Origin of the sequence: Rathayibacter sp. AY1C1, assembly GCF_002932105.1 — a bacterium.
In the GTDB taxonomy this organism is placed as follows: Bacteria; Actinomycetota; Actinomycetes; order Actinomycetales; family Microbacteriaceae; genus Rathayibacter.
This window is the reverse complement of record NZ_PSWH01000018.1, coordinates 1-26,418: the sequence shown is the minus strand read 5'-3', so window position 1 is coordinate 26,418 and position 26,418 is coordinate 1. Positions and strand designations below refer to the sequence as shown.

The window sequence follows — 26,418 nt, the reverse complement described above, 5'->3', positions numbered from 1 at the left end:
GGGGTCAGTGCCGGCGCGCCGGCCACGAGGGCGGCCGGTGCTCGGGCAGGGTCCCCCAGTCGGAGGGCTCCGGACCGAGGTGCAGGAGCAGCTCGCCGCCGCGATGGAGGGCGGCCGCGGTCAGGACGCTCGTCAGGAGGGGCGCGCCGTCGAACTCGGCCGACTGCACGTACTGGACCGGCCCACCCGGCTCGGGCTCGACGAAGCCGGTGGTCCGGATCTCGAGGTCGGCCCCTCCGATCGCCACCGACGCGCGCGCGAAGCTCGGCGCGTTGACCAGCACCAGGCCCTGCCCGGCGACGGGGAACAGCCCGAGGCTCGCCCACACGTACCAGGAGCTGAGGCCGCCGGAGTCGTCGTTCCCTGGCAGGCCTCCCCGGCCCGCTCCGAACCGCTGGTGCAGCACGCCGTGCACGATCTCGGCGGTCCGGTCAGGCCGTCCCGCGTAGTGGTACGCCCACGGCGAGTCCATGTCGGGCTCGTTGTTGAGCCCCTCGAAGCGTCCGAGCTCGGCTCCCGCGAGCATCTCGCTCCGCTCGGGGCGCAGCCCGGGCTGGACGACCGGCTCGGCTCCGTAGCCGAAGAACTCGTCCAGCTGGGCGACGAAGCCCTCGTCCCCTCCGCTGAGGGCGATGCGCCCGGCCATGTCGTGCAGCAGGCGGAACGAGTAGTTGTGGCGGGTGCCCTCGTAGTACGTCGAGTCCTTGAGCAGGCCGGAGCGGAGGTCGAACGCGTTCACCCACTGCGCGGCGCGCTCCTCGAGCTGCTCGGCGAGCTCGAGATCGCCGACGTGGCGGGCCACGACCGCTGTGCACCAGTAGCCGTGCGCCAGGTCGAGCGTGTGGCTGATCGGGTGAGCCTCCCCCGCGGCGAGGAACTCCTCGCCGTACATCCGCTTGAGGTCCTCGCTCATGTGCACGAGAGCGGCGTCCCAGTCGATGCCGGGCAGCCCGAGCCGACAGAGGTCGGCGAGGAAGGTGTGCGCGAGGGCACTGCCCTGGCGCGAGAACCGGTCGCTGCCCTTGGCCATCCGGTAGCCGATCGGGAAGTTGCCCTCCTCCTCGCAGATGGTGAGGAGCGCAGCCGCGATCTCGACCGCCCGCTCCGGCAGCAGCATCGTGAGCAGCGGGAGCTGAGTGCGGTAGATGTCCCACATCGTGCTGATGTCGAAGACGAAGGGTCCGTCCGTCGGCCAGAACGGACTCTCGGAGGGGGCGAGGCACGGCTTGATCAGCGAGTGGTAGAGCGCGGTCGAGAAGATCGTCTCGCGCTCGGCGGACGGGGTGTCGACGGCGATCGTGCGCAGGCGCTTCCGCCACGTCTTGCGGGTGCGATCGCGGCGCTGGTCGAACCCGGTGCCCGCAGGAGGGACGTCGCGATGCAGATTCTCACGGGCGCGGTCGGTGCCCCGCAGCGAGAAGCCCATCCGGAGCTCGACGGTCTGCCCTGCCGTGCTGGGTCCCGCCCACATCAGCCCGAAGGGGCGCAGCGTGGTGGGACGGATGTGGTCGAAGTCGAGCCGGGTCCCGCCGGGCATCAGCCGGCGGTCGTACCAGAGCATCTGCCGCCACTGCAGGGCGTCGCACTCCAGGTGCACCGCGAGCGGCGCCCCCTCCATCACGACCTCGCCGGCCGCGACGCCGGGCGAGATCGAGTGCAGCTGCGCGCGCAGCGGCACCGTCGCTCCGCTCGGGATCGCCAGACCTCCGAGGGAGAGGTCGACCACCACGCGGGCGCTGCGGTGCTCGGGGAAGGTGTAGCGGTGCACCACGGAGGCGGGCCCGACGGTGAGCTCGGCCCGTACGCCGGAGGAGAGGGTCGCCGCGTAGTAGCCGGGCTCCGCCACCTCGTCCTCGAGGGCCCAGCTGCACCCGAGCTCGTCGAGCGGCTCGAGCATCGGCGTGACCCGCAGGTAGTTGTAGTACTTGCGGATCGCGCCGGTGCCCGACTGCTGGAAGTGGGTGAATCCGCTCGCCTCGAGGCCGTCGTGGAGCGTCGGCGGGACCCCCTCGAGCGCGAGGTCGTAGCGGCCGTAGCCCGTCGGATAGGCGCCGGAGTAGGAGCACGCGGACACCATGCCGAGGGGGTAGGTGGCTCCGGGGTGCGTGTTCCCGATCTGCGGCTTCGGCGACCACCACGTCGCTGCGAGCCCCGTCGGCTCCGGGAGCGCGGTCGCCTCCGTGCCCAGGAACGGGTCCACCCGCTCGATCATCCGCTCGCCGCCATGCCGTGACGCTAGGCACGGCGGGGAGACGAGGGGTGTCGACGGGGTGTCCGGCGGACGACGGAGCGGCGACGGATGAGGGCCGACGGGCTAGGGGATCAGGCGCTCCGCGCGGTAGCGGTCGAAGAGCGCCGTGAACGAGTCGACCGTCCGGTGGAACGCCGTGAAGCCGGCGAGGCGGGACTTGCCGATGTCGGTGACGACCTCGAGGTTCCGGCCGAGGTCGGCGTCCGTGTGCCACCAGGAGGCGACGCGGGAGAGGTCGGGCTCGATCAGCCCGTGCTCGTCGACGAGACGCCGCCAGACGGGCTCGGCATCGGCCATCTGCTGCTCGAGCGGCTGCGGCTCCTCCCCCGGGCCGACCGGCTCGACGCCGAAGTGCTCCGCGATCCGGGTCCACATCCAGCGCCAGCGGAAGACGTCGCCGTTGACCACGTTGAAGGCCTGGTCACGGCCCGCCTCCGACGTCGACGCCCAGAGCATCTGCTCGGCGAGGATCGTCGCGTCGGTCATGTCGGTGAGTCCGTTCCACTGCGTGAGCGAGCCGGGGAACACGAACGGGGTGCCCTCGGCACGGTGGATCGACGCCGCGACCGCGAGGGTCAGCCCCATGTTCATCGCGTTGCCGACGGCGTGCCCGATGACCGTGTGCGAACGGTGCACCGACCAGGTGAACCCGGCGCGCCCGGCCGCGGCGAAGAGCTCGTCCTCCTGCGCGTAGTAGAAGTTCGGGGCGTCGAGGCGCTCCTCCTCCTCGTGGAACGGGGTGTCGGGCATCGCGCCCTGCCCGTACGCCTCGAACGGGCCGAGGTAGTGCTTGAGGCCGGTCACCAGCGCGACGTGCTCGACGGGAGCGTGCGCGAGCGCGGCGAGGAGGTCGCGGACCATGCCGCCGTTGACCGCGATGTTCTCCTCCTCCGTCGCCTGACGCGACCAGGCGGTGAAGAAGACGTGCGTGGGGCGCTGGTCGGCGAGAACGCGGGCCAGGTCCTCGGCGGAGCGCAGGTCGGCGGCGAGCGGAGTGACGCCGGGGAGCGCGTCGATCGGGCGGCGCGAGAGGGCGGTCACCGGCCACCCCTGCTCGGTGAGCAGGTCGACGAGGGCGGAGCCGCCGATGCCCGTCGCACCGACGACGAGGGCGCTGCGGGGGTCGGACGGGGGGACGGGAGTGGTGGAGGACATCCCCTGGGCCAACAGCCCCGGGGGCGAGGCATTCCCCGATCCGGGCGTCACGGAGGGACACCGGAGGTCACGGAGGGACACCGGGCGTCACGGAGGGACACCGGGCGTCACGGGCGGACCGCGGACCGGGCTCCTCCCCTACCGTCGAGCACGAGCCGCCCGGGGTGGGCGCAGCGGAACAGGAGCCGACGATGACCGCGACCGACGTGCGGGCCGTGCCCGAGGTGGACTACGAGGAGCTGGCGGGGCGGTTCCGGCCGCTGTTCGCCGAGATCGCGGCGGGAGCGGCGGCGCGGGAGAGCGCGCGCGAGCTGCCGGTCGCGCAGATCCGAGCGCTGGCGGACGCCGGGTTCGGCGCGGTGCGCGTGCCGCTGGAGTCCGGCGGGGCCGGCGCGAGCCTCCCCCAGCTGTTCCGCCTGCTGACGGAGCTGGCCGCCGCCGACTCCAACCTGCCCCAGGCGCTCCGCGGCCACTTCGCCCTGGTCGAGGACCGGCTGCTCGCGACCGACGGGACCCGCGAGCGCTGGCTCCGGCGCTTCGCCGACGGCGAGCTCGGCGGCAACGCCTGGACCGAGGTCGGCACGGTCGCGATCGGCGACGTGCAGACGAAGGTCGCTCCGGTCGAGGGCGACCCGACGCGGTTCACCGTGACCGGCACGAAGTACTACTCCACCGGCAGCGTCTTCGCCGACTGGATCGACACCTTCGCCCAGCGCACCGACACCGGGCAGAAGGTGATCGCGATCGTCGACGCGCGCCAGGCGGGCGTCGAGCACGCCGACGACTGGGACGGCTTCGGCCAGCGCACCACAGGCTCGGGGACGAGCACCTTCACGGAGGCGGTGGTCGCGGCCGAGGACGTGATCGACTTCGAGACCCGGTTCCGCTACCAGACCGCGTTCTACCAGGCGGTGCTGCTGGCCGTGCTGGCGGGCTCGATCGCGGGGGCCGAGCGCGAGATCGCGGCCGAAGTGCGGGCGCGGACCCGGATCTTCTCGCACGGGAACGCCGAGTCGTTCGCGGCGGATCCGCAGATCCTGCAGGTGGTGGGGCAGGTCTCGGCCGCCGCCTATGCGGGAGCGGCGATCGTGGAGCGCGCGGCGGTCGCGCTGCAGCGGGCGCACGACGCGGCCCTCGACGGCGACCCGCTCCAGGACGAGCGGCAGAACGACCTCGCCGAGCTCGAGACGGCGCAGGCCCAGATCGTCCTGACGCAACTGGCCACCCGGGCGACCTCCGACCTCTTCGACGCGCTGGGCGCCTCCGGGGTGAGCACCCGCAAGAACCTCGACCGGCACTGGCGCAACGCGCGCACGGCAGCGAGCCACAATCCGTGGGTGTTCAAGGCGCGGATCGTCGGCGACCACGCGGTCAACGGCACCGTGCCGCCGCGGGTCTGGGCGATCGGCGCGGGGCCGAAGCGGTAGTCGCCTCTGCGCCGGCCGGGGGCGGTGGACAGCCGGCGAGGGCGGAGGAGAGGATCGAGGGGGCGGCGATGCGGCCGCCGCGGACGAGGGGGCTCGCGATGATCCGGACGACGACCGCGAGGGGCGCCGGTGTGCTGCTCGCCTGCGGGGCGGGGCTGCTCGCGCTGAGCGGCTGCACGGGAAGCGCCGACGAGGGGACGGCCCCGACGACCGCTCCACCGCTGGTCTCGAGCGCTCCGACGCCGAGCAGTGTTGTCCCGACCGCGAGCGCCGGCAGCGCGACTCCGCTGCCCACCGCGACCCCGGCCACCGCCCTGCTCCCCTGCGAGGACCTGCTCACGGCCGAGGAGGAGGCGTCGCTCGCCGAGGACGGTCTCGCCCTCTCGCCCGAGGCGACGGTCTACGACGTCGACTACCCCGTCGTGCAGGAGATCGACGAGGACGGGGTGCTCTGCCGGTGGAGCGGCCAGGGCGACGTGTCGGTCGTGGTCGGGCAGCTGGCGGTCCCGGACGCGGAGTGGCCTGACCGGAGCGCCGCGCTCCTCGCGGACGGGTTCACCGCCGACGACACCGCGGCTCCGGGCTTCCTCGACGGGCCCGACGGACCGGACGAGAGCTACCCCGGCCGCGGCGTCCTCCACCGCGACGGCGTCCTCTACTACGTGAGCTACTCCGGGATCGTCGGCTCGATCGTGCCGCTCTCCGGCTGAGGCGGCGGATCGAGAGCCCAGGGCGGGCGCCCGTGGACGGCGCTGCTCCCCGTGGTCAACTGCTCGCCGTGGTGGTCGAACGACAGCGGGACTCCCGCCTCGGCACACTCACGGCCGATCAGGTCCATGGCGTTCCAGAAGTACTCGCTCGCTCGTCGATCCCCGGAGATCGCGGAGAGCAGATTGCTCGTGGCGAGACGAGCAGCGTCGGACGCGATCGAGTTCGAGGAGCTCTCGTCGAAGCCCTCGAGGGCTTCGCGAAACGGTGGACGCAGAACGGGATCGAGTTCCGGCGCGTAGTCGTTCCACGTGCGCTCGAGCGGGACACAGGGAGCGGCCTCCTGATCGCCTCCCGGCTCGGTGCAGCCCACGAGGAACAGCACGGATACGAGTACCGCCGTCTTGTTCGGCTGAATCGGAGCGGCCGAGGCCACCTGCGCCCCGAGAACCGACGTCAGCGCCGGCGCGACGACAGCGAGACCGGACCCGAACCACAGAGAACTCTTCATGACGTCTCCTCATTCGCCGGCAGATCCATCGGGTCCTGGGACCGTATCCATCGCGGAGAGGGTGTCGGACGGTCGGCGCGAACTCGACACATCGAGGCGCGGGCCGGGCCCTCGAGAAGGGGTAGCGTCGACAGGTGCGATTCCCGTGGCGTTCCCGAGACAGCGAGCGACTGCCGCGGGACGTGCTCGTGCTGGGGGTCGTCGCCTTCTTCGTGATGCTGGGGTTCGGCGTCGTCGTGCCGGTGCTGCCGACCTACGTGCGCAGCTTCGGCGTCGACTACACGGCGGTCGGCGCGGTCGTCTCGGCGTTCGCGCTGATGCGGCTGGTCGCGAATCCGTTCGTGGGGCCGCTCGTCGACCGGTTCGGCGAGCGGGTCGTGCTCGCCGTCGGCATCGGCATCGTCGCGCTCTCCTCGGCGCTGGTCGGCTTCGCCTCCGACTACCCGCACCTCCTCCTGCTGCGCGGAGTCGGCGGCATCGGCTCCGCGATGTTCTCCGTCGCGGCGATGACGCTCCTCCTGCGCACCGCGAGCCCGGAGCGGCGCGGCCGCTCGATCGGCTTCTACCAGGGCGGTTTCCTGCTCGGCGGCATGGCGGGCCCCGCGGTGGGCGGCGTGCTCACGGCGATCTCGCTCACCGCCCCCTTCTTCTTCTACGCCGGCACGCTCGCGATCGCGGGGCTCGTCGGGCTGATCCTGCTGCAGCGGCCGGAGCGCGACGCGGCACCGTCCGCCGCGGCGAGGACGAAGCCCCTGCGCGAGGTCGCCCGCGACCGCCGGTACCAGAGCGCGGTGCTGGCGAACTTCGCCCTCGGCTGGTCGGCGATGGGAGTCCGCGCGACGCTCGTCCCCGTGCTCGTCGTCGAGGGGCTCGGCGGGCAGCCCGCCTGGACCGGCATCGCGTTCGCGATCGCCGCGGTGGTGCAGACGATCGCGCTAGCGCCCGCCGGCCGCTTCGTCGACACGGTCGGTCGGCGCCCGGCGCTGATCGGCGGATTCTCCGTCGCGGCGGTGGCGATGCTGGCGATGCCGTTCGTCTCGGAGCTGTGGCTGCTCGTCGTGCTGCTCTGCGTCTACGGAGCGGCGGCCGCCTTCATGGGCACGGCCCCGGGTGCGCTGGTCGGTGACGCCGCGGGCGAGCGCGGCGGCAAGCCGGTCTCGGTGTTCCAGGCCGCGTCCGACCTGGGCGGCGTGATCGGGCCGCTGCTCGCAGGCGCTCTCGCCGACGCCGCATCGCCGACCGCGGCCTTCGCCTCCGCCTTCGTGCTGCTGGCGGCGAGCGCGCTGCTCGGCCTGCGGATCCCGCGCTCGCGGATCGCCTAGCTGTTCCGCCCGCGGGCGTCGACGGGCCAGACGGCGCCGCCGCCGTCGCGGAGGAGGACGCGGTACTCGTCGGCCAGGTTCACCGCGACGCAGACGTGGTTCGGCGCGATCCGCACCCGCGTCCCCACGGGCAGGTCGACACCGGTGATCGTCGCATGGTGCTCCGAGAGCACCGGGATGCGCGCCTCCGGGTGCTCCGGGAGGCGGCCGAAGCCGCTCGAGGCCGCGCCACGATCGGAGGAGAGCACCTTGCTGCCCGCGTCGGCGATCAGGTGGTCGCCGCGGCGGGACACGATCGTGGCGAGGACGGTGACGGCGATGTCCTCGGGCGTCGTCGTGCCGATCTCCCACTGCTGGGCGTCGCCGAGGGCCGAGACCCCGGGGCGCAGCTCCGTGAGCACCGAGGAGTCGGCGAACGCCGCCGAGGGGGTCGAGCCACCGCTGACCACGCGGGCCTCGACTCCGGACGCCGCGAGCGACGCGACCGCCTCGGCGAGCGCGCGCGCCTCGTCGCGGGCGGCCGCCGCTCCGTTGCCGGCCGCGTAGCTGTGGCCGGGGAAGGTGAAGACGCCGGCGACGTCGAGCCCGGCTGAGACGGCGGCCGCGGCGATCGGGCCGGCCTCGGCGGGGAGCACGCCGCTGCGGTGGTGGCCGGAATCGATCTCGACGACGACCTCGAGCCCCTCGCGCTCGGGCAGGGCCGCGGCCAGGCGCTCGGCCGACTCCGCCGAGTCGACGCCGACCCGCACACGGGCGCTCGCGAGGACGTGGCGGAGCCGCCCGGCGCGCTCGGCGTCGAGCCAGAGCGGGTAGGCGATGAAGAGGTCGCGGATCCCTCCCGCGGCGAAGACCTCGGCCTCCGAGACGGTCGCGACGGTGAGGCCGACGGCCCCCGCGGCGAGCTGGCGCCGGGCGATCTCGAGCGACTTGTGGGTCTTCGCGTGGGGGCGGAGCGCCAGACCCCGCTCGCGGGCAGCCGCGGCGACGGCGGCGATGTCGCGGTCGAGCACCGCCTCGTCGAGCACCAGCGCCGGAGTGGCCAGAGCGTCGAGCACGGCGGAGCGGGCGGAGGAGTCGGCGGCGGCGGTATCGACGGTCACGCGCCGAGCCTAGGCCGCACCACCGGCCCGCGTCCCGCCGTGAGGGCGGCCTCGGGCCGGTCCGCCGCCCGGTCATCGCGCCCCGCGGAAGGCCCCGCGGAGGGATCCCGTCGAGCGCGACACCTCGTCGACCTCGGAGGCGGCCGCGCCGCTCCGCTCCATCGCCGTCTTCCGGATCGCCCACCTCTCCGCCGGGACGCTCCCGACGACGCTCCTGGGCTTCGGCGTCGTCGGGTTGAGCACTCTCGTCCACTGACCGTTCATCCTCCGCGGGATGCGGGGAGGACCCCGGCGCTGCCAGGCTGAGAGGATGACTCCGCAGTCCTCCAGCCTCCGGCCCTTCGGCCCGTCCGGCGCCACCGTCACCCGGCTGACCCTCGGCACCTCCTGGCGCCCCGAGCGCGTCGCCGACCTCGACCGGGTGCCGGCCCTCGAGCGCGTCCTCGACTCCGACGCCGCCACCCGCGCCGTCTCCGTCGTCGACACGTCCAACGAGTACGCCGGCGGCCACAGCGAGCGCCTGATCGGCGAGGCCCTGCTGGCCCGCGGCGGCGTCCCCGAGGGGATCACCGTGGTCACCAAGCTCGACCGCGACCCGAGCACCGGCAGCTACTCGGCCGAGCGGATGCGCCGCAGCCTCGACGAGAGCCGCGAGCGCCTCGGTATGGACGTCCTCCCCCTGCTCTACCTGCACGACCCGGAGCGCATCTCGTACGACGAGGCCTTCGCCGAGGACGGCCCGGTCCGCGCGCTCGTCGCGATGAAGGAGGCGGGCGTCGCCCTCTCGATCGGGATCTCGGGCGGACCCGCGCCGATGCTGCGCCACTACGTCGACACCGGCCTGTTCGACGCCGTGATCACCCACAACCGCTTCACGCTCGTCGACCGCTCCTCCGAGGAGCTGATCGACGCGTCCGTGGACCGCGGCGTGATCGTGGTCAACGCGGCGGTCTACGGCGGAGGCGCCCTCGCACGCTGGCCGGAGCCGGTCGCCTCCTACGCCTACCAGCCGGCGCCGCGCGAGATCGTCGACGCCGTCGCGGCGATGGGAGCGGCCTGCGACCGGGCGGGCGTGCCGCTCGCCGCCGCCGCGCTGCAGTTCTCGACGCGCGACCCCCGCGTGACGACGACGGTCGTCGGCGCCACCTCCGCCGAGCACTACGACTCCTTCGTGGCCGACGACGCGCTCGAGATCCCCGACGCGTTGTTCGAGGAGCTGGAGTCGCTCGCTCCGCCGAGCACCGTCTGGCAGGACGCGCCCGGGGCGACCTGGCCGCGCTGATCCGGGCATAGCCGGGCTCTTCTCCCGGTTGGAGCACGTGACCCCCTCCGCGAGATGCCGCCGCCGTGCGCCCTCACCGGCGTATCGCGTACCGAAGCGGCGTTCCGCGGAGAAGCACGACAGGAGAGACATGACCGACACCGCCTTGTTCCAGCCGCTGACGCTCCGCTCGAGGACCGCGCGCAACCGCCTCTGGGCGGCACCGATGTGCCAGTACTCGGTGGAGGCGCAGGACGGCGTGCCCACCTCGTGGCACCTCGTGCACCTCGGCGGGCTCGCGCGCGGCGGATCGGGCGTCGTCATCGCGGAGGCCACCGCCGTCGTCCCCGAGGGGCGGATCAGCCCCTGGGACACGGGGCTGTGGAACGACGAGCAGCGCGACGCCTGGGCTCCGATCGTCGATTTCGTGCACGGACAGGGCGCGCTCGCGGGCGTGCAGCTCGCCCACGCGGGCCGGAAGGCGTCGACCTACCGCGAGTGGAGCGGACGCGGATCCGTGCCGCTGGAGGACGGCGGCTGGCCGACCGTCGCTCCCTCGGCCGTCGCGTTCGAGGGCTACGCGGAGCCGCGCGAGCTGGCCGCGGAGGAGCTGCCCGGCCTCGTCGAGGCGTTCCGCGCCTCCGCCCGCCGCGCCGCGGACGCCGGCTTCGACGTGATCGAGCTGCACGCCGCGCACGGGTACCTGCTCCATCAGTTCCTGTCGCCGCTCTCGAACACCCGCGAGGACTCCTACGGCGGCTCGCTCGAGAACCGGGCGCGCCTGCTGCTCGAGGTCGTCCGCGCGGTCCGCGCCGAGATCGGGGAGCTCGTGCTGCTCGTCCGCTTCTCCGCGACCGACTGGGCCGAGGGCGGCTGGACACTGGAGGAGACGATCACCGTCTCGGAGTGGGCGCGCGCCGAGGGCGTGGACCTCTTCGACGTGTCGACCGGCGGACTCGTGCACGCCAGCATCCCGGTGGCGCCGCTCTACCAGGTGCCGTTCGCGCGCGACCTGCGGAAGGCGACCGGTGCGCTGGTCGGCGCCGTGGGACTCATCACCACGGCGGAGCAGGCGGAGGGCGTGGTCGCGAACGGCGACGCCGACGTCGTGCTGCTCGCCCGCGAGCTGCTGCGCGACCCGAACGCTCCGGTGCGGATGGCGCACGAGCTCGGCGCGGACCTGCCGGTGCCCCCGCAGTACACCCGGGCCTGGCGCTGAGCCTTCAACCGCGAGATGCCACCTGTGCGCACGCCTCGCGGCGTGTCATGTGCACAAGTGGCATCTCGCGGAGGAGAGCGGTCGGGCTCCCCGGAGGAGAGCGTCAGCTCTCGGAGGGCTCCTCGGGAGCGTCCTCCTCGGGGTTGAAGTGCGAGTCTCCGGAGACCCCCACCGCCAGCCCGTCCTCGGAGTGCGGGATGGTCTCGTCGTCGCCGAGACCGTTCGCCTTCTTCTCGCCCTCGGACGAGGTGGCTGCGTCGGTCACGGCTCAGGCCTCGACGTCGCCGCGCCAGGCACCGTCGGGGGTGCCCTGCTTCTCGATGTACTCCTTGAAGTTGTTCAGGTCCTTCTTCACAGCGTGGCTGCCGGCGCCGACGAGCGAGCCGAGCGTCTCGAGGAAGCCCTTGGGCTCCCAGTCGAGCTGCACGGTGACGCGGGTCTCGGTGTCGGAGAGCTTGTGGAAGGTGACGACGCCCGCGTGGTCGGTCTCGCCGCCGGTGCTGTTCCACGCGACGCGCTCGTCGGGGTGCTGCTCGGTGATGTTCGCCTCGAACTCGCGCTCGACGGGGCCGACCTTCACCTTCCAGACGGTGAGGGTGTCGGTGACCTGCTGGATCGACTCGACCTCGTCGAGGAAGCGCGGGAACTCCTCGAACTGGGTCCACTGGTTGTAGGCGACGGACACGGGGACGTTGACGTCGACGGTCTCGATGATCTGCGGCACGGTGGTGCTCCTTGCTGTCTCACTCGGTGTGCGGCGTTCCGCTGCTGCGGTCGTCACGCTCGACGTTAGGCGGGAGCCGCCTGGGAGCGCACCGGGTTGCGGACTGCCCCGAACGTGGTAAGTGAGGGCGCTGCTCCGGCGTGCGTCCCGGGACGGCTCCGTCGGCGCCGGGACGCCGCCGTGCGCGCCGGGACGGCCGCGGGAGGGCGGCGTCCGGACGGCACGGCGGCGTCTCGGGAGCGGCAGGCCGGAGCAGGCCGCGGTCAGCGGTCCTGCGGGTCGCCGCCGAGCTGGCCGATGGCGGGGAGGGGGCCGCCGTCGTCGGCGCCGGTGCGGCGCCAGCGGGCGATGGCGTTGCCCAGGTGGTAGATCACGAGGGCGGCGCCGGCGCCGAGGACGATGCCGCCGAGCTCGAAGCCGCCGGAGGAGAACGAGAAGCCGGCGATCGCGATCACGAGGGAGACCGCGGCGGTGTACTGGTTGACCGGGCGCGAGAAGTCGACGCGGTTGTCGATCCAGATCTTGATGCCGATCACGCCGATCAGGCCGTAGAGCGCGGTGGTCGCGCCGCCCAGCACTCCGGCAGGGATCGAGTTGAAGACGGCGCCGACCTTGGGCGAGAGGCTGAGCAGGATCGCAGTGACGCCGGCGACCCAGTAGGCGGCTGTCGAGTACACGCGGGTGGCCGCCATCACTCCGATGTTCTCGCCGTAGGTCGTGGTGCCGGAGCCGCCGAAGGCGCCGGAGAGGGTGGTCGCCACACCGTCCGCGATCAGGGCCCGGCCGGTGCTGGCGTTGGCGGAGGCGTCGGTCATCGTCGCGACGCCGCGGACGTGTCCGACGTTCTCGGCGATGAGGACGAGCACGACCGGCAGGAACATCGCGATGCCCGACCACGTGGATCCGGAGGCGAAGTCGGGGAAGGTGAACGGCGGCAGCCCGAACCAGTCGGCCGCACCGACCGCGGAGTAGTCGATCTCGTTCCGCAGCAGGGCGACGACGTAGCCGATGACCACGCCGAGGAAGATCGAGACGCGGCCGAGGAAGCCGCGGAGGAACACGCTCGACAGGATGATTGCGGCGAGCGTGATCGTCCCGGTGATCGGTGCCTGCTTGAAGCTGAGGTACGCGGTCGGAGCCAGGTTGAACCCGATCAGGGCCACGATCGCGCCGGCGACGACCGGCGGCATCAGCCTGTCGATCCAGCCGAGGCCGACGACCTGCACGAGGACGCCGACGGCGGCCAGGAGGAGGCCCACGGCGACGACTCCGGCGAGCGCCGACCCCGTCCCTCCGACGGCGGTCGCGGCCGTGACGGGCGCGATGAACGCGAAGCTCGAGCCGAGGTAGCTGGGGAGCCGGTTGCGCGTGATCAGGAGGAACAGCAGCGTCCCGACTCCGGAGAAGAGCAGGGTCGTGGCGACCGGGAACCCGGTGAGCACGGGCACGAGGAACGTCGCTCCGAACATGGCGACGACGTGCTGGATGCCGATGGCGATCGTGGCAGGCCAGGCGAGCCGCTCGCCGGGGGCGACGACGGCGCCGGGCTCGACGGTCCGGCCGTCTCCGTGCAGGGTCCAGATGGGCATGGGGCTCCTCGGCGGGGAAGGGAGGCGGGGGTCGACGTTCACAGTAGCGAGGGGTCTGGCCGTGCCGCGGCACCCGACCTACGATCGGGCCATGGACGGAGCGCGGCGTCTCGGCGAGGAGGAGTTCTCCGCGCACCTCGCCGAGCGGGTCGCGCGGATCCGCGGGTCGTTCGGCGACCTCCCGCTCTGGGCGGTCTCGGGCTGGAGCGGTCCGCGGCTGCTGGCGGAGTGGACGCTGACGGGCGGCCCCCGGGGGCTCTCGTTCCTCGCCGACGAGGCGGTCCCGGGCGGGCCGGGGCCCTCCGTCGAGATCCGCACGACCCTCGGCGATCCGCGGCACGACGTCGCGCTGCTCTGCTGCCGGGAGGAGGCGCCCGTCTCGTTCGTGCAGCCGGAGGCGCTGCCCGCCCCCACGCGGATCGCGGAGATCCCGGTCGACGGGGCTCCGGAGCCCTTCGAGGTCTGGGAGGGAGCCGGGGCCGTGCGCGCGGCCGCCTGGGTGCGCGGGCACGTCCTCACGCTGGAGTGCCGCGGAGTCGATCTGGACGCTCTCGCGCTGGACGAGGTGGACGACATCGAGCCGTTCGTGGCCGGCTGGCTGGAGTTCGTCGGCGCCTCGCGGCGTTGAGCGCCGACCCGCGCTCCCGCGCTGCTGGGAGAGCGCGGAGTCCCGCCCGGCGCGCCGGTGAAAGATGTGCGCCGATCCCGGACAGGAGGGAGCATGAGGCACATGCCAGCTCCCCTCGCGGGTCCCGACCGGTTCGCCGCGGTCGCCGCCGCGGTCGCCGATCCCGTCCGCCGCTACCTCTGGCGGCGCACCGACTCCGCCACCGCCGACGACGTGCTCGCCGCGACGCTCTCGGTGCTCTGGCGCCGCAGCGCCGACGTGCCCGAGGACGACCCGGTGCCGTGGGCGATCGGCGTCGCCCGGCTCCAGCTGCAGAACGCCCGGCGGATGCAGCGCCGCCAGGTCATGCTCGCCCAGCGGATCGCGGTCGTCGATCCGCCCCAGGTGCAGATCGACGAGGGCGAGGCGTCGGGCGCGGAGGAGACCGTGCGCCTCGTGCTCGCCCGGATGCGCGAGCAGGACGCCGAGCTGCTGCGCCTCTGGGCGTGGGAGGAGCTCGACGTCCGCGGGATCGCCGCGGTCCTCGGAGTCACGGCGAACGCCGTCTCGATCCGCCTGCACCGCGCGCGGCGCCGCTTCGCCGAGCTCTACGACTCCACCGACCCGCACGCGCCCGAAGGGGGACTCCGATGACCGGAACCGACGACGAGGACGTCCGCCGCCTCCTCCGCACGGTCGACCCCGCGCGGAGCCTCCCCGCGCTCGACCGCGACGAGCTCGCCGAGCAGATCGCCGCCGCGACGGGCGAGGGCACGCGGACGGTGCACTCCCGCCGCCGCTCCCCCTGGCTGATCGTGGGAGTCGGCGCGCTGAGCGCCGGGGCCGCCGCCTCCCTCCTGCTGCCCTTCGCGCTCGGCGTGGGCGGGGGCAGCACCTCGACGCTGATCCTGCCGAGCACGGGCGGGCCGATGGCCGCGTGCTCGCCGGTGACGGCCGCCGCGCTGGCCCCTGCTCAGCTCGCGTTCCGGGCCGAGGTCCGCTCGATCGACGGGAGCACCGTCACCCTGCACGTGCTCGAGCGCTACGCGGGCGAGGTCGGCGACGGCGTCACGGTCACCCAGGGCAGGGAGACGGCGGTGGACGGGGCCCCGATCGTGTTCGAGACCGGGGTCGACTACCTGGTCGCGGCCGACGGCGACACGATCCTGACCTGCGGCCTCAGCGGTGAGAGCTCCCCCGAGCTCGCGGCGCTGTACCAGGAGGCGTTCTCGCGGCAGTAGGCGGAGGCGGGTAGCGGCCCGGCCGGGCGGTGGCAAGGGCCTCCCCGATGGGGGGAGCGGCGCGCAGGCTGAGGCATGGGCCTCCCGGCCCTCCCCCTCCGGTCGCCCGGCGGCGCCCGCGGGCCCTCGGCGATACCGCCCCGCCCGCCCCGCAGGAGGCCCGCATGCCGGTGTTCCGGCTCCTCGAACCGCTCCACGCCGCCGGCGTCGCGCTCGCCGACCTCGCGAGCGATCGGCTCCGCCTCCACGGCGACGGCTCCGACGTCCTCATCACCGCGGTGACCGTCGCGCACACCGAGGCGGGCCCCGGCGCCCTCTTCGCCGCGCTCCCCGGGAGGAGGAGCCACGGCGCCCGGTTCGCGGCCGACGCGGCGGCGGCAGGAGCGGTCGCCGTGCTCACCGACGCGGGCGGGCTCGACGAGGCGCGCGCCTCCGGACTGCCCGTCCTCCTCAGCGACGACCCCCGCACCGCGCTTGGCCCGGTCGCCGCGCAGGTGTACGGCACGAGGAGCGGACCGGTGCTCCTCGGCGTGACCGGCACCAACGGCAAGACCAGCACCGTGCACCTCCTCGACGCGGTGCTCCGGCAGCTGGGCGTCGTCTCGGGGCTGAGCTCCACCGCCGAGCGCCGCAGCGCCGACCACGTCGTCGCCAGCCGCCTCACCACGCCCGAGGCCTCCGAGCTGCACGCGCTCCTCGCCCGGATGGCGGAGGACGGCGTCGAGGCGGCGGCGATCGAGGTCAGCGCCCAGGCGCTCGTGCGCTCCCGGATGGAGGGGATCGTGCTCGACGTCGCCGGGTTCACCAACCTCAGCCACGACCACCTCGACGACTTCGGCGACCTGGACGAGTACCTCCGCGCCAAGCAGCGCCTGTTCACGCCCGAGCGGAGCCGCCGCGGCGTCGTGGTCGTCGACACCGAGGCGGGGCGCCGGGTCGCCCGCGAAGCCTCGGTCCCGGTCGTCACGCTCTCGGCCGGGGACGGAGCCGACTGGCGGATCGACGTGCTCGAGACCGCGGTCGACCGCACCCGCTTCCGGCTCACCGCCCGCGACGGCTGGTCGACGACCACCTCCGTCCCGCTCCTCGGCCGCCACATGGCCTCGAACGCGGCCCTCGCGCTGGTGATGCTGATCGAGGCGGGCCACGCGCGCGACCGGGTGGCCGCGGCGGTCGGCTCCGGGATCGACGTCACCGTGCCCGGGCGGACGCTGCTCGTGTCCGGCGCCGACGGGCCGCGGGTCTTCCTCGACTTCTCGCACACCCCCGACTCGGTCGCGCGCACCGTCGACGCCCTCCGCGAGGTGACGCCCGGCCGCGTGCTCGTCCTCCTCGGCGCCGACGGCGACCGCGACCCGAGCAAGCGCGCGCCGATGGGCCGGGCCGCCGCCGAGCGCGCCGACCTGGTGATCGTCACCGACCACCACCCGCGCTTCGAGGACCCCGCGCGGATCCGTCGCGCCCTGGTCGACGGCGCCCGCCGCGTCGAGCGCTGCGAGGTGCTCGAGATAGCGGAGCCGGCCGACGCCGTCCGCGCCGCGCTGCACCGGGCCGGCCCGTCCGACTCCGTCCTCTGGGTCGGCCCCGGCGACACCGACTACCGCGTGGTCGGCGCCGACGACCTCCCCTACTCGCCCCGCGCCGACACGGCCCGCGCGCTGGCCGAGGCCGGCTGGAGCGTCGACCTGCTTGACTGACCGGGTGTTCTCGACCCTCCCGGTGCGCCGCGTGCAGGCCCGACCCGAGCACCCCGCCGACCTCTCGCGCTGGCCCGCGACGCTCGCGCCCGTGCGGCAGGTGCTGGCCGAGGGCTGGGATCTCGGCCAGGTGACGGTGATCACCGGCGAGAACGGCTCGGGCAAGTCGACGCTGCTCGAGGCGGTCGCCCTCGCCTACGGGCTGAACGCGGAGGGCGGATCCACGGGTGCGATGCACTCCTCCCGCGCCTCGGAGTCGGACCTGGCCGAGCACCTCCAGCTGGTCCGCGGGGCCGGGGCGTCCAAGCGCGGCTTCTTCCTCCGCGCCGAGACGATGCACGGCTTCTTCAGCTACCTGGAGGAGGTGGGGATCGACGGCGGGTACCACGAGCGGAGCCACGGAGAGTCGTTCCTCGACATCGTGGCGAACCGCTTCCGGATCAGCGGGCTGTGGCTCCTCGACGAGCCGGAGTCGGCCCTCTCGGTGTCGGGCTGCCTCGCCCTGATCGGGCAGCTGCGCGATCTGGTCGCCGGCGGCTCGCAGGTCGTCCTGTCCACGCACTCGCCGATCCTCGCGGCCCTCCCCGGAGCCGACCTCTACGAGCTCGACGAGACGGGCCTGCGCCCCTGCCGCTACGACGACCTCGACCTGGTGCGGACCTGGCGCGGCTTCCTCGACCAGCCGGCCCGCTTCCTGCGCCGGTTGGAGTAGGTCGGAGGGCGCTCGGCCGCGCCGGAACGGGCCGTTCGTGTTCACCACGAAGGGAAGTACGTCGGCAGGCAGTCCCGTTCTCGCGGATCCCGAGCCGCCAGGGCGAAAGACTCCGCCGGCACGAGCACTGTCAGGCCGCGGAGGCCGCCGCCGGCCGGGCGACCCGGGGCGCCCAGCCCACCGCGATCGCGGCGCCGGCGAGCGCGAGCTGTCCGAGCGGCGGCAGGATCGCCGAGACCAGGGAGCCGTCGCCGCCGGAGGTGACGAAGGTGTCGGCGACCGACATCCCGAAGCCGAACCCTGCGAAGAAGCGGAAGACGACGGCGCCGGCGACCAGGGCGAGCATGAGCACAGCGATCCGCCGCGGAGTGAGCGGCGACCTCCGGCCGACGAGGGCGCCGGCCGTCACGACGATCGCGGCGGCCGTCCAGAAGGCGGCCCACCCGGTGACCCAGATCGCGTGGGAGCCGAACTCGAAGCCGTCGCGCTCGGACATGGTCGCGTAGATCTCCGCCAGGGCCACGCCGGGGACCTTCGCCTGCGGATTCCAGACCAGCAGGTCGACGGCGCCCACCACCGTGACGCCCGCCACGAGCGCGAGGCCCGCGAGGGCGACGGGGAGGCGCTGAGCGCGGGTCGCCGTCCGCGGTGCGAGGGCGATGGTCCGCGAGCCGCCGAGGACGATCGCCCCGCAGACGAGTCCGGCGAGGGAGACGGGCAGGCCGACGAGGGCGAGGGGTCCGGGGAGGAGGAGGCCGGCCGCGGTGAGCACCGGGCCGACGACGGCGGCGACCAGGGAGATCCGCGCGAGCACCGTGCGGGCCGACGCCGCGGCGCCGAGGAGGTGGACCGCGCCGAGGACCGCGACCGCGACGGCGGCGACGAGCACCGCGGTCTGCACGGCGCCGACGGCCGCAAGGGCGGTGTCGGAGGCGGCACCCGGCTCGGGGACGATCCCGCCGCCGGTCAGCGCGATGCCGCTGAGCATCAGCGCGGCCGCGGCGAAGAGCGCGAGTCCGCGGCGGGCGAGGCGGCGCGGGAGCGTGCCCCGCGCTTCTCCGGTGTGCGCGGGCAGGTCGCGGTCGACGCTCACCAGCAGGGCGAGCGCTCCGAGGACGACGCCGCGCCGGGGCAGTCCCAGCTCGGCGGCCCCGGCCAGGTCGGCCCGCCACTCCTCGAGGTAGCGCTCGCGGGCGAGCGGGGGCAGCAGCAGCGACAGGAGCCGCAGGAGCGCGCTCACGCGGTCGCCTCCGCCGCTCGCGGCGCCGTCCGCGCGGTCGACCTCATCCGCTCGACGGCGGCCCGGGCTGCCGGGGCGCCCTCCGTGGTCAGCTCGTAGAGCCGGCGACGCGGGCCGCTCCGCTCGCTCGCGGCCTCCCACTCCGAGACCACCCAGCCCGCTCCCTCGAGCCGCTCCAGGATCGGGTAGACGCTGCCCGCCGGTCGCCCGGTGGCCTTGATCACGACCATGCCCCAGGTCGGGCCGTCGGCATCGAGGAGGGTCCGGAGGACGTCCGCGGTGGCGGGCGTGAGGCGAGGGAGTGGCTGCACACGGATGACGCTACCTATGTAGAGATAGCGGGGTCAATCGGATCGCCTCCGTGCGTACGGGCGATACCACTCCACTCCCCGGCCGCGGTCGGGCCCTCAGTCGTGCGACGACTTCGCCGCCCCCGTCCGAGGAGGACCGGAGTCGGTTCCGGCCCCGCTTCCCTGATCGGCGGGATCGGCGCCTTGAAACTCCGATGACCAGGGCGGGATCAGCTGCCGCATCACCCTTCACGGCGGGGTGGTCGCCGAGCAGATCAGCACAGGCGCGTCCGCCTCGGCGATCCCCACGGCGACCCCGCAGCAGCCGCGGACACTGCCGCTAGCCGGACCCAGCGCGCAGAACGTCGGCCGAGAGCAGCCGCCCTCCACCCTCGGGGGACGGCGGGCACTCTCAGCCGACGGTCTGCGCGCGAGCGCGGGGACTACTTGCGGAACATCCGCGCCGTGGTCTCGAAGAGGCCCTTCACGGGGCGCTGCTGCTCGCCCTGCTGGGCGCCGAGGACGATGATGACGGCGGTCAGCACGGGGATGGCCCACTGGGTGACCTTCTGCACGCGGAGGGCCGTGGTCAGCTCCTGCGAGTTCTGCTCCGACGCCTCGGTCACGCCGGGGGCGCCCTCGTCGGCGTGCTTGGCCTGCGTCGCTCCGGCGACCGCGGCGATCACCGAGGCGGCGCCGGCGAGCCCGGTCACGACGGTCTTGACGACGGTGTTCGTGCGGCTCTCCTGCTGGTTGGCCAGGCGGGTCTTGTTGGCGAGGACGAGACCGATGCCGCCGACGCCGTGGGCGGCGATCGCGGCGAGCTGCACGGGGGTCCAGCGGGCCCAGCCGTTCGAGGAGAGGCGGAGGCGCTCCGCCGGGTCGGACGAGGTGGACGCGGCGCCGTTCAGGCCGACGGCGCCCATGAGCGAGCCGCCAAACCAGGCGGCGGCTCCGAGGTCGTGGAGACTGCGGACGAGGGTGTTGCGGGAGGGCATGTGGGCCTCTTCTCTGCCGGCGGCGGACGCCGGCGGTGGTCGGCTGGTGCGGACTCCTCCGACGCTACGCGCGCCCTGGAACCGCGCACGGGGCTTGACCTCTCCCCCTCCGACACGCTCCGCTGGAGGTCACCGACCGACCCGAGGAGCCCCGCGATGCCCACCGACGACGAGAAGCGGACGACCCGCGACGAGTTCCACGACGCCGTGAACATGACCGCGAAGGAGCTCGAGGAGTGGCTCGGCACCGACGAGTCGAAGGCGGTCGGCCAGAAGCCGGAGGGCGGCGGCGAGTCCGTCGGCCACGAGAGCGGGCGCCGCATCGTCGAGCTGCTCGGCACGAAGCAGGCCGACCTGAGCGACGACGACTACGCCCACATGACGAAGGTCGTCGGCTACGTGCACCGGCACGCGAAGCAGCGTCCCTCGGGCGATGTCACCGAGACGAAGTGGCGCTACTCCCTGATGAACTGGGGCAACGACCCGCTGAAGGGCTGACCCGGTCCGAGAGCTGCGCTCAGCACATCCCGAAGAGGTTGCAGAGGGCGCCGCGGTCCTGGATCGACTCCATGCCGCCCGGCTTCTGCACCTTCGGCAGCTCGTAGGAGGCGGCGACCGTCTGCACGCCGGCGGACGAGGCGGCCTGCACGGGAGCGGCGGCAGGAGCAGCGGCGGGAGCGAGGACGGCTCCGAGGGCGAGTGCGGCGGCGGCGAGGATCGGGGCCATGGTCGTTCTCCTGTGATCGAGGGGTGCGATCGGCTCGACCGCTCCACCAGCATGGCGACGCCCCGTCGCACCGCTCCTGTACGAAAGACCAGTCCGCCCTTGTACGGAAGGCCGACGGGGCTCGGAGAAGGCTTCGGTACCCTGGTCCCGTGGTGGGGACGACGCGGTGGACGAACGACGTGCGGACGCTGCCCGGCGGCTGGATCACCCGGTCCCTCCTCCTCGGCTCCTTCACGCTCCTCGTCGTCATCGACCTGATGGGCGGCAGCGTCGACCTCACGTCGGTCCGCGGCTGGATCGAGCTGGCGCTCCCCTACCTGCCGCTCCTGGCGCTGCTCGCCGGCGCGATCCCCGCGGCGGTCTCGCTCTACCTCGTCTACGCCGTCGTCCTGATGCTCGGCGCCCCGCCGCTGCTGCTCGCGGCGCTGATCTTCCCGACCATCGTGGTGGTCGGCTTCGTCACCTTCCTCCTCCCCTGGCGCGCGGGGCTCGTCTTCGTGCTCGGCACCCTCGTCCTCCTGCCCGCGGTGCTGCTCGTCGACCGCGCCATGGGCACGGCCGTCTACGTCCTGGGCGCGTTCGTCCTCTTCGGCGGCACCGCCGGGCTGGGCCTGAACGCCTTCCGGGGCCGCAGCGAGCGGAGCGAGCGCCGGGCCGACCGCATCCAGGAGGAGCAGGCGCGGATCCGCAACGAGGAGCGGACCCGGCTCGCGCACGAGCTGCACGACATCGTCGCGCACGAGGTCACCATCATCGCCATGCAGGCCCGCCGCGCGACCTCGGTCGAGGACCCGGCCAAGACCGAGCGCATCCTCGAGAGCATCGGCGACGCGGCGCAGCAGGCGCTGCAGGATCTGCGGAGCCTCGTGACGCTCCTCCAGGACGAGGACGAGGCAGGCGCTCCCGCCCGCGGCGACTCCGACCTGCTCGGGACCCCGGAGGTCTCGGGCGCCACGACCACCGCTGTCGGCTTCGTCCACGACGTGCGGAACGTCGCCGACGCGATCGAGCGCGCGGGCTTCCGGGTCCGCCTCGACGTGGCGGGCTCCGTGGCGCAGGTGCCCGCGAGCCTCCGCCAGGTGCTGCGGCGCACGGTCCGGGAGCTGGGCACGAACGTGCTCAAGCACGGCGACACCGCCGGTGAGGTGCAGCTCCGGCTCGAGGTGTCGGGGGGCGAGGTGCAGCTGAGCTCCTCCAACGCGATCGCCTCCGCGGCTCCGATCGTCTCCTCGCACCTCGGGATCGAGGCGATGTCGGCCCGCTGCGCCGTCTTCGGCGGGCGGCTGGACGCGGGAGCCCGCGGCGGCCGCTGGACCACGACCATGACCATCCCCCTCGAGGGCCGGGCGTCCGGTGCGCTCGTCGCGGGGGCGACCGACGAAGGACGAGAGCGATGACCCGCGTGCTGCTGGTGGACGACGAATCGATGACCCGCGAGATCCTCCGCGACTACCTCTCGCAGGACCCGGCGATCGAGGTGGTGGGCGAGGCCTCCGACGGGAGGATCGCGGTGCAGCAGGCGGCGACGCTCCAGCCCGACCTGATCCTGATGGACATGCAGATGCCGGTCATGAACGGCGTCGCTGCGACCGAGCGGATCCACGCCGAGCACCCGGGCATCGCGATCCTCGGGCTCAGCACGTTCACCACGGACCGCTACGTCGTCGACCTGCTCCGCGCGGGCGCCTCCGGCTACCTGGTCAAGGACACGAAGCCGCGGGAGATCATCGCGGCGGTGCACGCGGTGCTCGCGGGCGAGTCCGTGCTCTCCGCCGAGGTCACGCGCCACGTGGTGAAGGGGCTCGAGGAGTCGGTGCCGGCGGAGACGGTGCCGGACCCCGATCTGCTCGAGGCGCTCACCGAGAAGGAGCTCGAGGTGATCCGCCTGCTCGCCCGCGGGATGAGCAACCGCGAGATGGCGCAGGAGCTGTTCGTCACCGAGTCGACCGTGAAGGCGCGGTTCGTGAAGGTGATGGAGAAGCTGGGCGTGCGCGACCGGGTGCAGATCCTGGTCTCGGCGATCGAGCACGGGCTCGTCGACCTGGGGACGCGTCCCGGCCGGAGCTGATCGAGCCCGCCGGATTCAGCCCCAGCCGACCACGTCGGCGACGGGCCGCACGAGCCCCGCGACCGCCCGCTCGAGCGCACTCTCGTCGACCGCGGCGAGCGCCGGCTCCGGATCGAGCACCAGGGCGCCGCCCCAGCCCATCACCTCGTACTCCACCAGGGTGCGCGCGAGCGTCTCGGGCGACCGCCAGGCGCGGAGGAGGTTCGCCCGCGCGAACGCGTGCGCGGCGCGTGCTCCCTCCCCGTGCGCGGCGCGGCCGTCGAGGACGGTGCGCAGCACGGTCTCGAGGGTCGGGATGCCCTGGCCGGCCGGGGAGACGACCTGCCAGGTGAGGGAGGGGCGGCTCGAGCGCAGGCCCCGCGCGACCTGGGCGACCGCATCGCCGCCGGCGGAGCGCAGTGCGGCGGGGACGAGCGGTTCGGCCCCCGCGGTGAGGCGGCACAGCGCCAGGAATGTCGCGGCGTGGCCGACCTCGCCGGACGGGTCCGCGCCGGTGACGATCGTGCTCTCGTAGCCCTGCTCGCGGGACTGGTGCAGAGCGCTCGGCAGCGGAGCCGCGGCGGGCACGGAGACGGGCCGGGACGTCTCGCAGACGGCGCGTTCGGGCCCGACCACGGCGAGCACCGGATCCCCGGCTCCCTGGGCGCGCTCGAGCGTCAGGGCGGTCCAGGCCGCGGCGCCCTCCGGAGGGAGCACCGCGGTGAGGCTCTGCGCCCCGGCCGTCGCCGTCCACGCGAGCGAGACCGCTCCGGGGGGAACGGCCGAGCGGAGGCGGGCAGCGCGGTCGGGCCCGTCGTCTCCGGCCGGGTCGCGCCAGCCGAGGGCGACGACGGCGAAGCGGGAGCGCTCGTCGACGACGGCGAGCGGGGGTGCGGCGGTCATGGGCTCCTCCTTCCTGGAGGGGTGGAGGCGGCGGGAACGCCCAGTGCGGCGAAGGGCTGCTCGGCCAGGCGGGCCGCGGCGTCCGCGAGCAGCGGGCGCGGCGGCCGCGCGGCGAGGGAGTCGACGAGCTCGCCCGCGAAGCCGGGCGCACCGCGCAGCAGGGCATCCCGGGCGACGGTGCGGGCCAGACGCTCGTCGTCGTGCACCAGCCGCTCCGCACGCAGCACCGCGCGATGCCGGGCGTGCTCGAGGGCGGAGTCGTCGCTCACCGCGAGGGCGCGGAGGCGGTGCCACGGATCGACGGGCACGGCGGTGTCGTCGACCAGCACGAAGAGGTCGTCGGCGACGGTGTCGCCCGGGCCGAAGAGTCCGGCGCTCGCGTCGAGTCCGGCCTGCGCAGCGAGCGCCTCGGCGGCGATCAGGTCGCCGAGCAGCTCGTCGGAGACGCGGGTCGACGGCGCGGCGGCGGTCGCGGCGAGCCGGCGGGCGGCGGGCTCGGCGCGGTACTCGGGGCGGGCCGTCCCAGGTGGGACGGCGACCGGTCCTGCCGCGCGATCGGGCGCCTCCGCGAGGGCCGCGACCAGGCGGTCCAGGAGCCGGGCGGGGTCGTCGGCCGTGACGCCGACCAGCACGGAGCCGGCCGGGCTGTAGTGGCGCCGGTGCAGCGCGCGCAGGACGGGCTCGGTCGCGCGGCCCTCGAGGTCGAGGTCGCCGCTGCCGTCGTGCGCGTTGGGGGCGTCGGCCCAGTAGCGGGCGGTCAGGTGCGGCCACGGCAGCACGCCGCCCGGAGCGGGGGCGAGGCGCGCGGCCCGCTCAGAGGCGACCGCGCGGATCTGCTCCGCGATCTGCTCCGGCAGGAAGGCGGGGCGGAAGACCTGCTCGACGAGCCGCTCCGCGATCACGGCGGCCGACCCGGGAGAGCCCGTCTCGAAGAACTCGGAGTAGTCGAGGTGGGTGTGACCGCCGAGGACGCCGCCGCTCTCGGCGACGCGGGTCTGCCGGACGAGACCGGCGACCCCCTCGCTGTCCTGGTAGACGAGGTGCTCGATCAGGTGCAGCATCCCCTCCTCGCCGTCGCGCTCGTGGCGCATACCGGCGGGCACGGCGAGGGCGACCGAGTCGTTGCGGACCTCCGGCCGGTGCACGACGAGCGCGCGGGCGCCGGAGGGCAGGGCGGCGGACAGGGTCGGGACGTCGCGGGCGCTCATTCCGCCCGCTCCCCCAGCTGTGCGGCGGACAGGCGCAGCAGCAGCCGCGCCTGATCGCTGCTGGCGCCCCCGGAGCGGTGCCAGTCGACGGCGTGCTGGGCCAGCCGGAACGCGGTGCCGACGCGCAGCAGCTCTGCGTCGTGGTCCTCCTCGAGCGAGAGTCCGCGGCGGAGCGCGTCGAGGGCCGGGCGGAGCGCGGGGTGGAAGGCGTGCAGCTCTGCGAGCTCCCCGAGCACCCAGGCGGCGTCCCAGACCGGGTCGGCGAGCCCGACGTCCTCGCCCGTGAGCAGAGCGACGCGGGTCCCGCCGACGACGAGGTGGGCGAGGCCGGGGTGGCCGTGGACCACGACCGCGGCCGGCGAGGCGACGACCGCCTCCGCCCAGTCGGCGAGCTCGAGGAGACCGCCGGCGCCGAGCTCCTCGGCGGCGGGCGCCCAGCCACCGGCGAGCCAGCCGAGGGCGCGCTGCAGCGGACGCGGAGGGAGCGGCTCCCCGGCGGGCCGGGCGCCGTGGAGCGCGTCCAGCGCGCCCTTCCACTCGCGGCCGACGGAGACGAGCGCCTCCTCCGACAGCTCGTGGAGGAGCGCGGGCAGCAGGGCGCGGGCGGTGGTGCGGTAGCGGCGGATCGACGGGTCGGCGCCTCCCGGCACGATCCGGGGATCGGGCGCTGCGAGGCGGACGGGCACCGGCGAGAACGGCAGCGGCGCCTGCTCTCCGAGGCGGCGGGTCCAGACGGTGGTCCCGTCGGGTCCTTCCGAGAGCTCGGTGACGAGCAGCCCGGTGACGAGGGCCCGCGGAGGGGCGGTGGTGCTCACGCCGACCTCGCCTCCTCCGCGGCCGCCGGTGCCGTGCGCAGCGACTCCAGGTGGCGCAGCACCGCGGGGAACGCGGGCGGCACCCAGGCGAGCGCCGTGTCGCTGGACTCGCTCGGCCCGGGCACGGGGTCGATGACGGTGAAGTTGGCCGGCTCGCGCAGCAGCGCGAGGGTGGACTCGACGACCGGGTTGCCGAGCGCCCGCGGCGGCAGCGACGGAGCGATGCACACCGGCGCCTCCGTCGTGAGGGCCGCGAGCAGCGACGGGGAGTCGGTGATGCCGTGCGCGAGGCGCGAGGCGTAGTCGAGGGTGGCCGGGTAGATCAGGATGAGGTCGGCCCACTCGGCGAGGTCGACGTGGGCGACGACGATCTCGTCGTCCCAGCGGTCGTCCTGGATCCGGCCGCGCAGTCGCGACTCCAGGTTGTGCCGGGTGGTGAAGCGGTAGGCCGAGTCGCGGACGAGCACGCGGAACTCGGTCGCCGGAGCGGCGGCGCGCGCCCACTGGATCCAGTAGGGCATGACCTGGGTCATGGCGGAGCCGGTCAGGACGAGGGCCACCCGGGAGTAGCCGAAGCGGCCGAGCGAGAGGTCGGAGAGTGCGGCGCTCTGCGCACCGGGCGGGGTGGTCATGGCGGTCTCCTCAGAGGGCGGCGGGCGGGAGGGC

At 74.2% G+C, this 26,418-nt stretch carries 28 protein-coding genes; 13 read left to right on the top strand and 15 right to left on the bottom strand.

The genetic code is table 11. From position 1 onward, the window contains the following. Positions 1-4 precede the first annotated feature (4 nt). Positions 5-2,200 (bottom strand): glycoside hydrolase domain-containing protein, encoded by a 2,196-nt coding sequence (locus tag C5C71_RS10180; protein ID WP_258068703.1) that lies wholly within the window; start codon positions 2,198-2,200, stop codon positions 5-7. A gap of 114 nt (positions 2,201-2,314) precedes the next feature. Continuing rightward, entirely contained in the window at positions 2,315-3,406 is a 1,092-nt protein-coding gene (locus C5C71_RS10175; protein WP_104319292.1) for an SDR family oxidoreductase, read from the bottom strand. 191 nt (positions 3,407-3,597) lie between these two features. Here C5C71_RS10175 and C5C71_RS10170 point away from each other — a divergent pair, with 191 nt between their 5' ends. Next, positions 3,598-4,833 carry an acyl-CoA dehydrogenase family protein gene (locus tag C5C71_RS10170; protein ID WP_104246996.1) on the top strand — a complete coding sequence of 412 codons (1,236 nt, stop codon included), beginning with the start codon at positions 3,598-3,600 and terminating at the stop codon, positions 4,831-4,833. 98 nt (positions 4,834-4,931) lie between these two features. Beyond that, positions 4,932-5,543 carry a hypothetical protein gene (locus tag C5C71_RS10165; RefSeq protein ID WP_104246995.1) on the top strand — a complete coding sequence of 204 codons (612 nt, stop codon included), beginning with the start codon at positions 4,932-4,934 and terminating at the stop codon, positions 5,541-5,543. Here the strand turns inward: C5C71_RS10165 and C5C71_RS10160 are convergent. Beyond that, positions 5,501-6,052 (bottom strand): hypothetical protein, encoded by a 552-nt coding sequence (locus tag C5C71_RS10160; protein WP_104337623.1) that lies wholly within the window; start codon positions 6,050-6,052, stop codon positions 5,501-5,503. The two genes, C5C71_RS10165 and C5C71_RS10160, sit on opposite strands and share 43 nt — an antisense overlap. 134 nt (positions 6,053-6,186) lie before the next feature. Here C5C71_RS10160 and C5C71_RS10155 point away from each other — a divergent pair, with 134 nt between their 5' ends. Beyond that, positions 6,187-7,374, top strand: a complete 1,188-nt coding sequence (locus C5C71_RS10155) for an MFS transporter (protein ID WP_244229579.1) — start codon at positions 6,187-6,189, stop codon at positions 7,372-7,374. Here the strand turns inward: C5C71_RS10155 and C5C71_RS10150 are convergent. After that, positions 7,371-8,474, bottom strand: coding sequence for an alanine racemase (locus tag C5C71_RS10150; RefSeq protein ID WP_258068702.1), 1,104 nt, complete (start codon positions 8,472-8,474; stop codon positions 7,371-7,373). The two genes, C5C71_RS10155 and C5C71_RS10150, sit on opposite strands and share 4 nt — an antisense overlap. 310 nt (positions 8,475-8,784) lie before the next feature. Between C5C71_RS10150 and C5C71_RS10145 the strand changes: the two genes are divergently transcribed. Both C5C71_RS10145 and C5C71_RS10140 read left to right on the top strand, forming a co-directional pair. Then, positions 8,785-9,756 carry an aldo/keto reductase gene (locus C5C71_RS10145; protein ID WP_181065690.1) on the top strand — a complete coding sequence of 324 codons (972 nt, stop codon included), beginning with the start codon at positions 8,785-8,787 and terminating at the stop codon, positions 9,754-9,756. A gap of 130 nt (positions 9,757-9,886) precedes the next feature. Beyond that, entirely contained in the window at positions 9,887-10,954 is a 1,068-nt protein-coding gene (locus tag C5C71_RS10140; RefSeq protein ID WP_104254884.1) for an NADH:flavin oxidoreductase/NADH oxidase, read from the top strand. A 103-nt stretch (positions 10,955-11,057) separates the two neighbouring features. On the opposite strand, the gene C5C71_RS17595 is transcribed toward C5C71_RS10140, so the two are convergent. The 3 genes from C5C71_RS17595 to C5C71_RS10130 form a co-directional block, all read right to left on the bottom strand. Next, entirely contained in the window at positions 11,058-11,219 is a 162-nt protein-coding gene (locus tag C5C71_RS17595; RefSeq protein ID WP_167299017.1) for a hypothetical protein, read from the bottom strand. Positions 11,220-11,222: 3 nt separating this feature from the next. After that, a complete protein-coding gene (locus C5C71_RS10135) occupies positions 11,223-11,678 on the bottom strand; it encodes an SRPBCC family protein (protein ID WP_104224157.1) in 456 nt (151 codons plus the stop codon). Positions 11,679-11,941: 263 nt separating this feature from the next. After that, positions 11,942-13,267, bottom strand: a complete 1,326-nt coding sequence (locus C5C71_RS10130) for a uracil-xanthine permease family protein (RefSeq protein ID WP_104225956.1) — start codon at positions 13,265-13,267, stop codon at positions 11,942-11,944. A gap of 91 nt (positions 13,268-13,358) precedes the next feature. Here C5C71_RS10130 and C5C71_RS10125 point away from each other — a divergent pair, with 91 nt between their 5' ends. From C5C71_RS10125 to C5C71_RS10105, 5 genes are all read left to right on the top strand, one after another. Further along, complete coding sequence (locus C5C71_RS10125; protein WP_104225957.1) at positions 13,359-13,895, top strand: hypothetical protein; 537 nt, start codon at positions 13,359-13,361, stop codon at positions 13,893-13,895. A 102-nt stretch (positions 13,896-13,997) separates the two neighbouring features. Further along, on the top strand, positions 13,998-14,528 hold the full coding sequence (locus tag C5C71_RS10120) for an RNA polymerase sigma factor (protein ID WP_160033683.1): 531 nt from the start codon (positions 13,998-14,000) through the stop codon (positions 14,526-14,528). Beyond that, on the top strand, positions 14,525-15,115 hold the full coding sequence (locus tag C5C71_RS10115) for a hypothetical protein (RefSeq protein WP_104237812.1): 591 nt from the start codon (positions 14,525-14,527) through the stop codon (positions 15,113-15,115). Before C5C71_RS10120 ends, C5C71_RS10115 begins: the two co-directional genes overlap by 4 nt. A 164-nt stretch (positions 15,116-15,279) precedes the next feature. Further along, the gene (locus C5C71_RS10110) at positions 15,280-16,812 is read left to right on the top strand and encodes a Mur ligase family protein (protein ID WP_104337621.1); all 1,533 of its coding nucleotides are present in this window, start codon (positions 15,280-15,282) and stop codon (positions 16,810-16,812) included. A 4-nt stretch (positions 16,813-16,816) separates the two neighbouring features. Continuing rightward, the gene (locus C5C71_RS10105; protein WP_258068701.1) at positions 16,817-17,524 is read left to right on the top strand and encodes an AAA family ATPase; all 708 of its coding nucleotides are present in this window, start codon (positions 16,817-16,819) and stop codon (positions 17,522-17,524) included. Between the two features lie 130 nt (positions 17,525-17,654). On the opposite strand, the gene C5C71_RS10100 is transcribed toward C5C71_RS10105, so the two are convergent. The 3 genes from C5C71_RS10100 to C5C71_RS10090 form a co-directional block, all read right to left on the bottom strand. After that, entirely contained in the window at positions 17,655-18,764 is a 1,110-nt protein-coding gene (locus tag C5C71_RS10100; protein ID WP_104246985.1) for a hypothetical protein, read from the bottom strand. Beyond that, complete coding sequence (locus tag C5C71_RS10095) at positions 18,761-19,075, bottom strand: PadR family transcriptional regulator (protein WP_104261035.1); 315 nt, start codon at positions 19,073-19,075, stop codon at positions 18,761-18,763. The genes C5C71_RS10100 and C5C71_RS10095 overlap by 4 nt, the downstream gene beginning before the upstream one ends. Positions 19,076-19,497: 422 nt before the next feature. Then, entirely contained in the window at positions 19,498-20,052 is a 555-nt protein-coding gene (locus tag C5C71_RS10090) for a hypothetical protein (protein ID WP_104225093.1), read from the bottom strand. A gap of 156 nt (positions 20,053-20,208) precedes the next feature. Between C5C71_RS10090 and C5C71_RS10085 the strand changes: the two genes are divergently transcribed. Beyond that, on the top strand, positions 20,209-20,550 hold the full coding sequence (locus tag C5C71_RS10085) for a DUF3140 domain-containing protein (RefSeq protein WP_104337620.1): 342 nt from the start codon (positions 20,209-20,211) through the stop codon (positions 20,548-20,550). Positions 20,551-20,569: 19 nt separating this feature from the next. Here C5C71_RS10085 and C5C71_RS10080 read toward each other — a convergent pair whose 3' ends face one another. Continuing rightward, positions 20,570-20,779: a hypothetical protein gene (locus C5C71_RS10080; RefSeq protein ID WP_104225965.1), complete on the bottom strand. Its 210-nt coding sequence runs from the start codon at positions 20,777-20,779 to the stop codon at positions 20,570-20,572. A gap of 149 nt (positions 20,780-20,928) precedes the next feature. On the opposite strand from C5C71_RS10080, the gene C5C71_RS10075 reads away from it, so the two are divergent. Both C5C71_RS10075 and C5C71_RS10070 read left to right on the top strand, forming a co-directional pair. After that, entirely contained in the window at positions 20,929-22,176 is a 1,248-nt protein-coding gene (locus tag C5C71_RS10075; RefSeq protein WP_258059356.1) for a sensor histidine kinase, read from the top strand. Then, complete coding sequence (locus tag C5C71_RS10070; protein WP_104225096.1) at positions 22,173-22,847, top strand: response regulator transcription factor; 675 nt, start codon at positions 22,173-22,175, stop codon at positions 22,845-22,847. The genes C5C71_RS10075 and C5C71_RS10070 overlap by 4 nt, the downstream gene beginning before the upstream one ends. A 15-nt stretch (positions 22,848-22,862) precedes the next feature. On the opposite strand, the gene C5C71_RS10065 is transcribed toward C5C71_RS10070, so the two are convergent. Genes C5C71_RS10065 through C5C71_RS10050 form a run of 4 tightly spaced genes read right to left on the bottom strand, consistent with a single transcriptional unit; the run spans position 22,863 to position 26,384 of the window. After that, entirely contained in the window at positions 22,863-23,729 is an 867-nt protein-coding gene (locus C5C71_RS10065; RefSeq protein ID WP_104225097.1) for a hypothetical protein, read from the bottom strand. Next, positions 23,726-24,937 carry a pitrilysin family protein gene (locus C5C71_RS10060; RefSeq protein WP_104246981.1) on the bottom strand — a complete coding sequence of 404 codons (1,212 nt, stop codon included), beginning with the start codon at positions 24,935-24,937 and terminating at the stop codon, positions 23,726-23,728. Before C5C71_RS10060 ends, C5C71_RS10065 begins: the two co-directional genes overlap by 4 nt. Then, positions 24,934-25,752 (bottom strand): hypothetical protein, encoded by an 819-nt coding sequence (locus C5C71_RS10055; RefSeq protein WP_104337619.1) that lies wholly within the window; start codon positions 25,750-25,752, stop codon positions 24,934-24,936. The genes C5C71_RS10060 and C5C71_RS10055 overlap by 4 nt, the downstream gene beginning before the upstream one ends. Further along, positions 25,749-26,384 (bottom strand): flavoprotein, encoded by a 636-nt coding sequence (locus tag C5C71_RS10050; RefSeq protein ID WP_104225100.1) that lies wholly within the window; start codon positions 26,382-26,384, stop codon positions 25,749-25,751. Before C5C71_RS10050 ends, C5C71_RS10055 begins: the two co-directional genes overlap by 4 nt. Positions 26,385-26,418: the final 34 nt, after the last annotated feature.

Excerpts from the sequence above, each read along its gene's own strand:
- C5C71_RS10175 (WP_104319292.1), bottom strand. The coding sequence starts at position 3,406 with ATGTCCTCCACCACTCCCGTCCCCCCGTCCGACCCCCGCAGCGCCCTC.
- C5C71_RS10170 (WP_104246996.1), top strand. The coding sequence starts at position 3,598 with ATGACCGCGACCGACGTGCGGGCCGTGCCCGAGGTGGACTACGAGGAG.
- C5C71_RS10165 (WP_104246995.1), top strand. The coding sequence starts at position 4,932 with ATGATCCGGACGACGACCGCGAGGGGCGCCGGTGTGCTGCTCGCCTGC.
- C5C71_RS10160 (WP_104337623.1), bottom strand. The coding sequence starts at position 6,052 with ATGAAGAGTTCTCTGTGGTTCGGGTCCGGTCTCGCTGTCGTCGCGCCG.
- C5C71_RS10145 (WP_181065690.1), top strand. The coding sequence starts at position 8,785 with ATGACTCCGCAGTCCTCCAGCCTCCGGCCCTTCGGCCCGTCCGGCGCC.
- C5C71_RS10140 (WP_104254884.1), top strand. The coding sequence starts at position 9,887 with ATGACCGACACCGCCTTGTTCCAGCCGCTGACGCTCCGCTCGAGGACC.
- C5C71_RS10130 (WP_104225956.1), bottom strand. The coding sequence starts at position 13,267 with ATGCCCATCTGGACCCTGCACGGAGACGGCCGGACCGTCGAGCCCGGC.
- C5C71_RS10125 (WP_104225957.1), top strand. The coding sequence starts at position 13,359 with ATGGACGGAGCGCGGCGTCTCGGCGAGGAGGAGTTCTCCGCGCACCTC.
- C5C71_RS10120 (WP_160033683.1), top strand. The coding sequence starts at position 13,998 with ATGCCAGCTCCCCTCGCGGGTCCCGACCGGTTCGCCGCGGTCGCCGCC.
- C5C71_RS10115 (WP_104237812.1), top strand. The coding sequence starts at position 14,525 with ATGACCGGAACCGACGACGAGGACGTCCGCCGCCTCCTCCGCACGGTC.
- C5C71_RS10110 (WP_104337621.1), top strand. The coding sequence starts at position 15,280 with ATGCCGGTGTTCCGGCTCCTCGAACCGCTCCACGCCGCCGGCGTCGCG.
- C5C71_RS10090 (WP_104225093.1), bottom strand. The coding sequence starts at position 20,052 with ATGCCCTCCCGCAACACCCTCGTCCGCAGTCTCCACGACCTCGGAGCC.
- C5C71_RS10085 (WP_104337620.1), top strand. The coding sequence starts at position 20,209 with ATGCCCACCGACGACGAGAAGCGGACGACCCGCGACGAGTTCCACGAC.
- C5C71_RS10080 (WP_104225965.1), bottom strand. The coding sequence starts at position 20,779 with ATGGCCCCGATCCTCGCCGCCGCCGCACTCGCCCTCGGAGCCGTCCTC.
- C5C71_RS10070 (WP_104225096.1), top strand. The coding sequence starts at position 22,173 with ATGACCCGCGTGCTGCTGGTGGACGACGAATCGATGACCCGCGAGATC.
- C5C71_RS10065 (WP_104225097.1), bottom strand. The coding sequence starts at position 23,729 with ATGACCGCCGCACCCCCGCTCGCCGTCGTCGACGAGCGCTCCCGCTTC.
- C5C71_RS10060 (WP_104246981.1), bottom strand. The coding sequence starts at position 24,937 with ATGAGCGCCCGCGACGTCCCGACCCTGTCCGCCGCCCTGCCCTCCGGC.
- C5C71_RS10050 (WP_104225100.1), bottom strand. The coding sequence starts at position 26,384 with ATGACCACCCCGCCCGGTGCGCAGAGCGCCGCACTCTCCGACCTCTCG.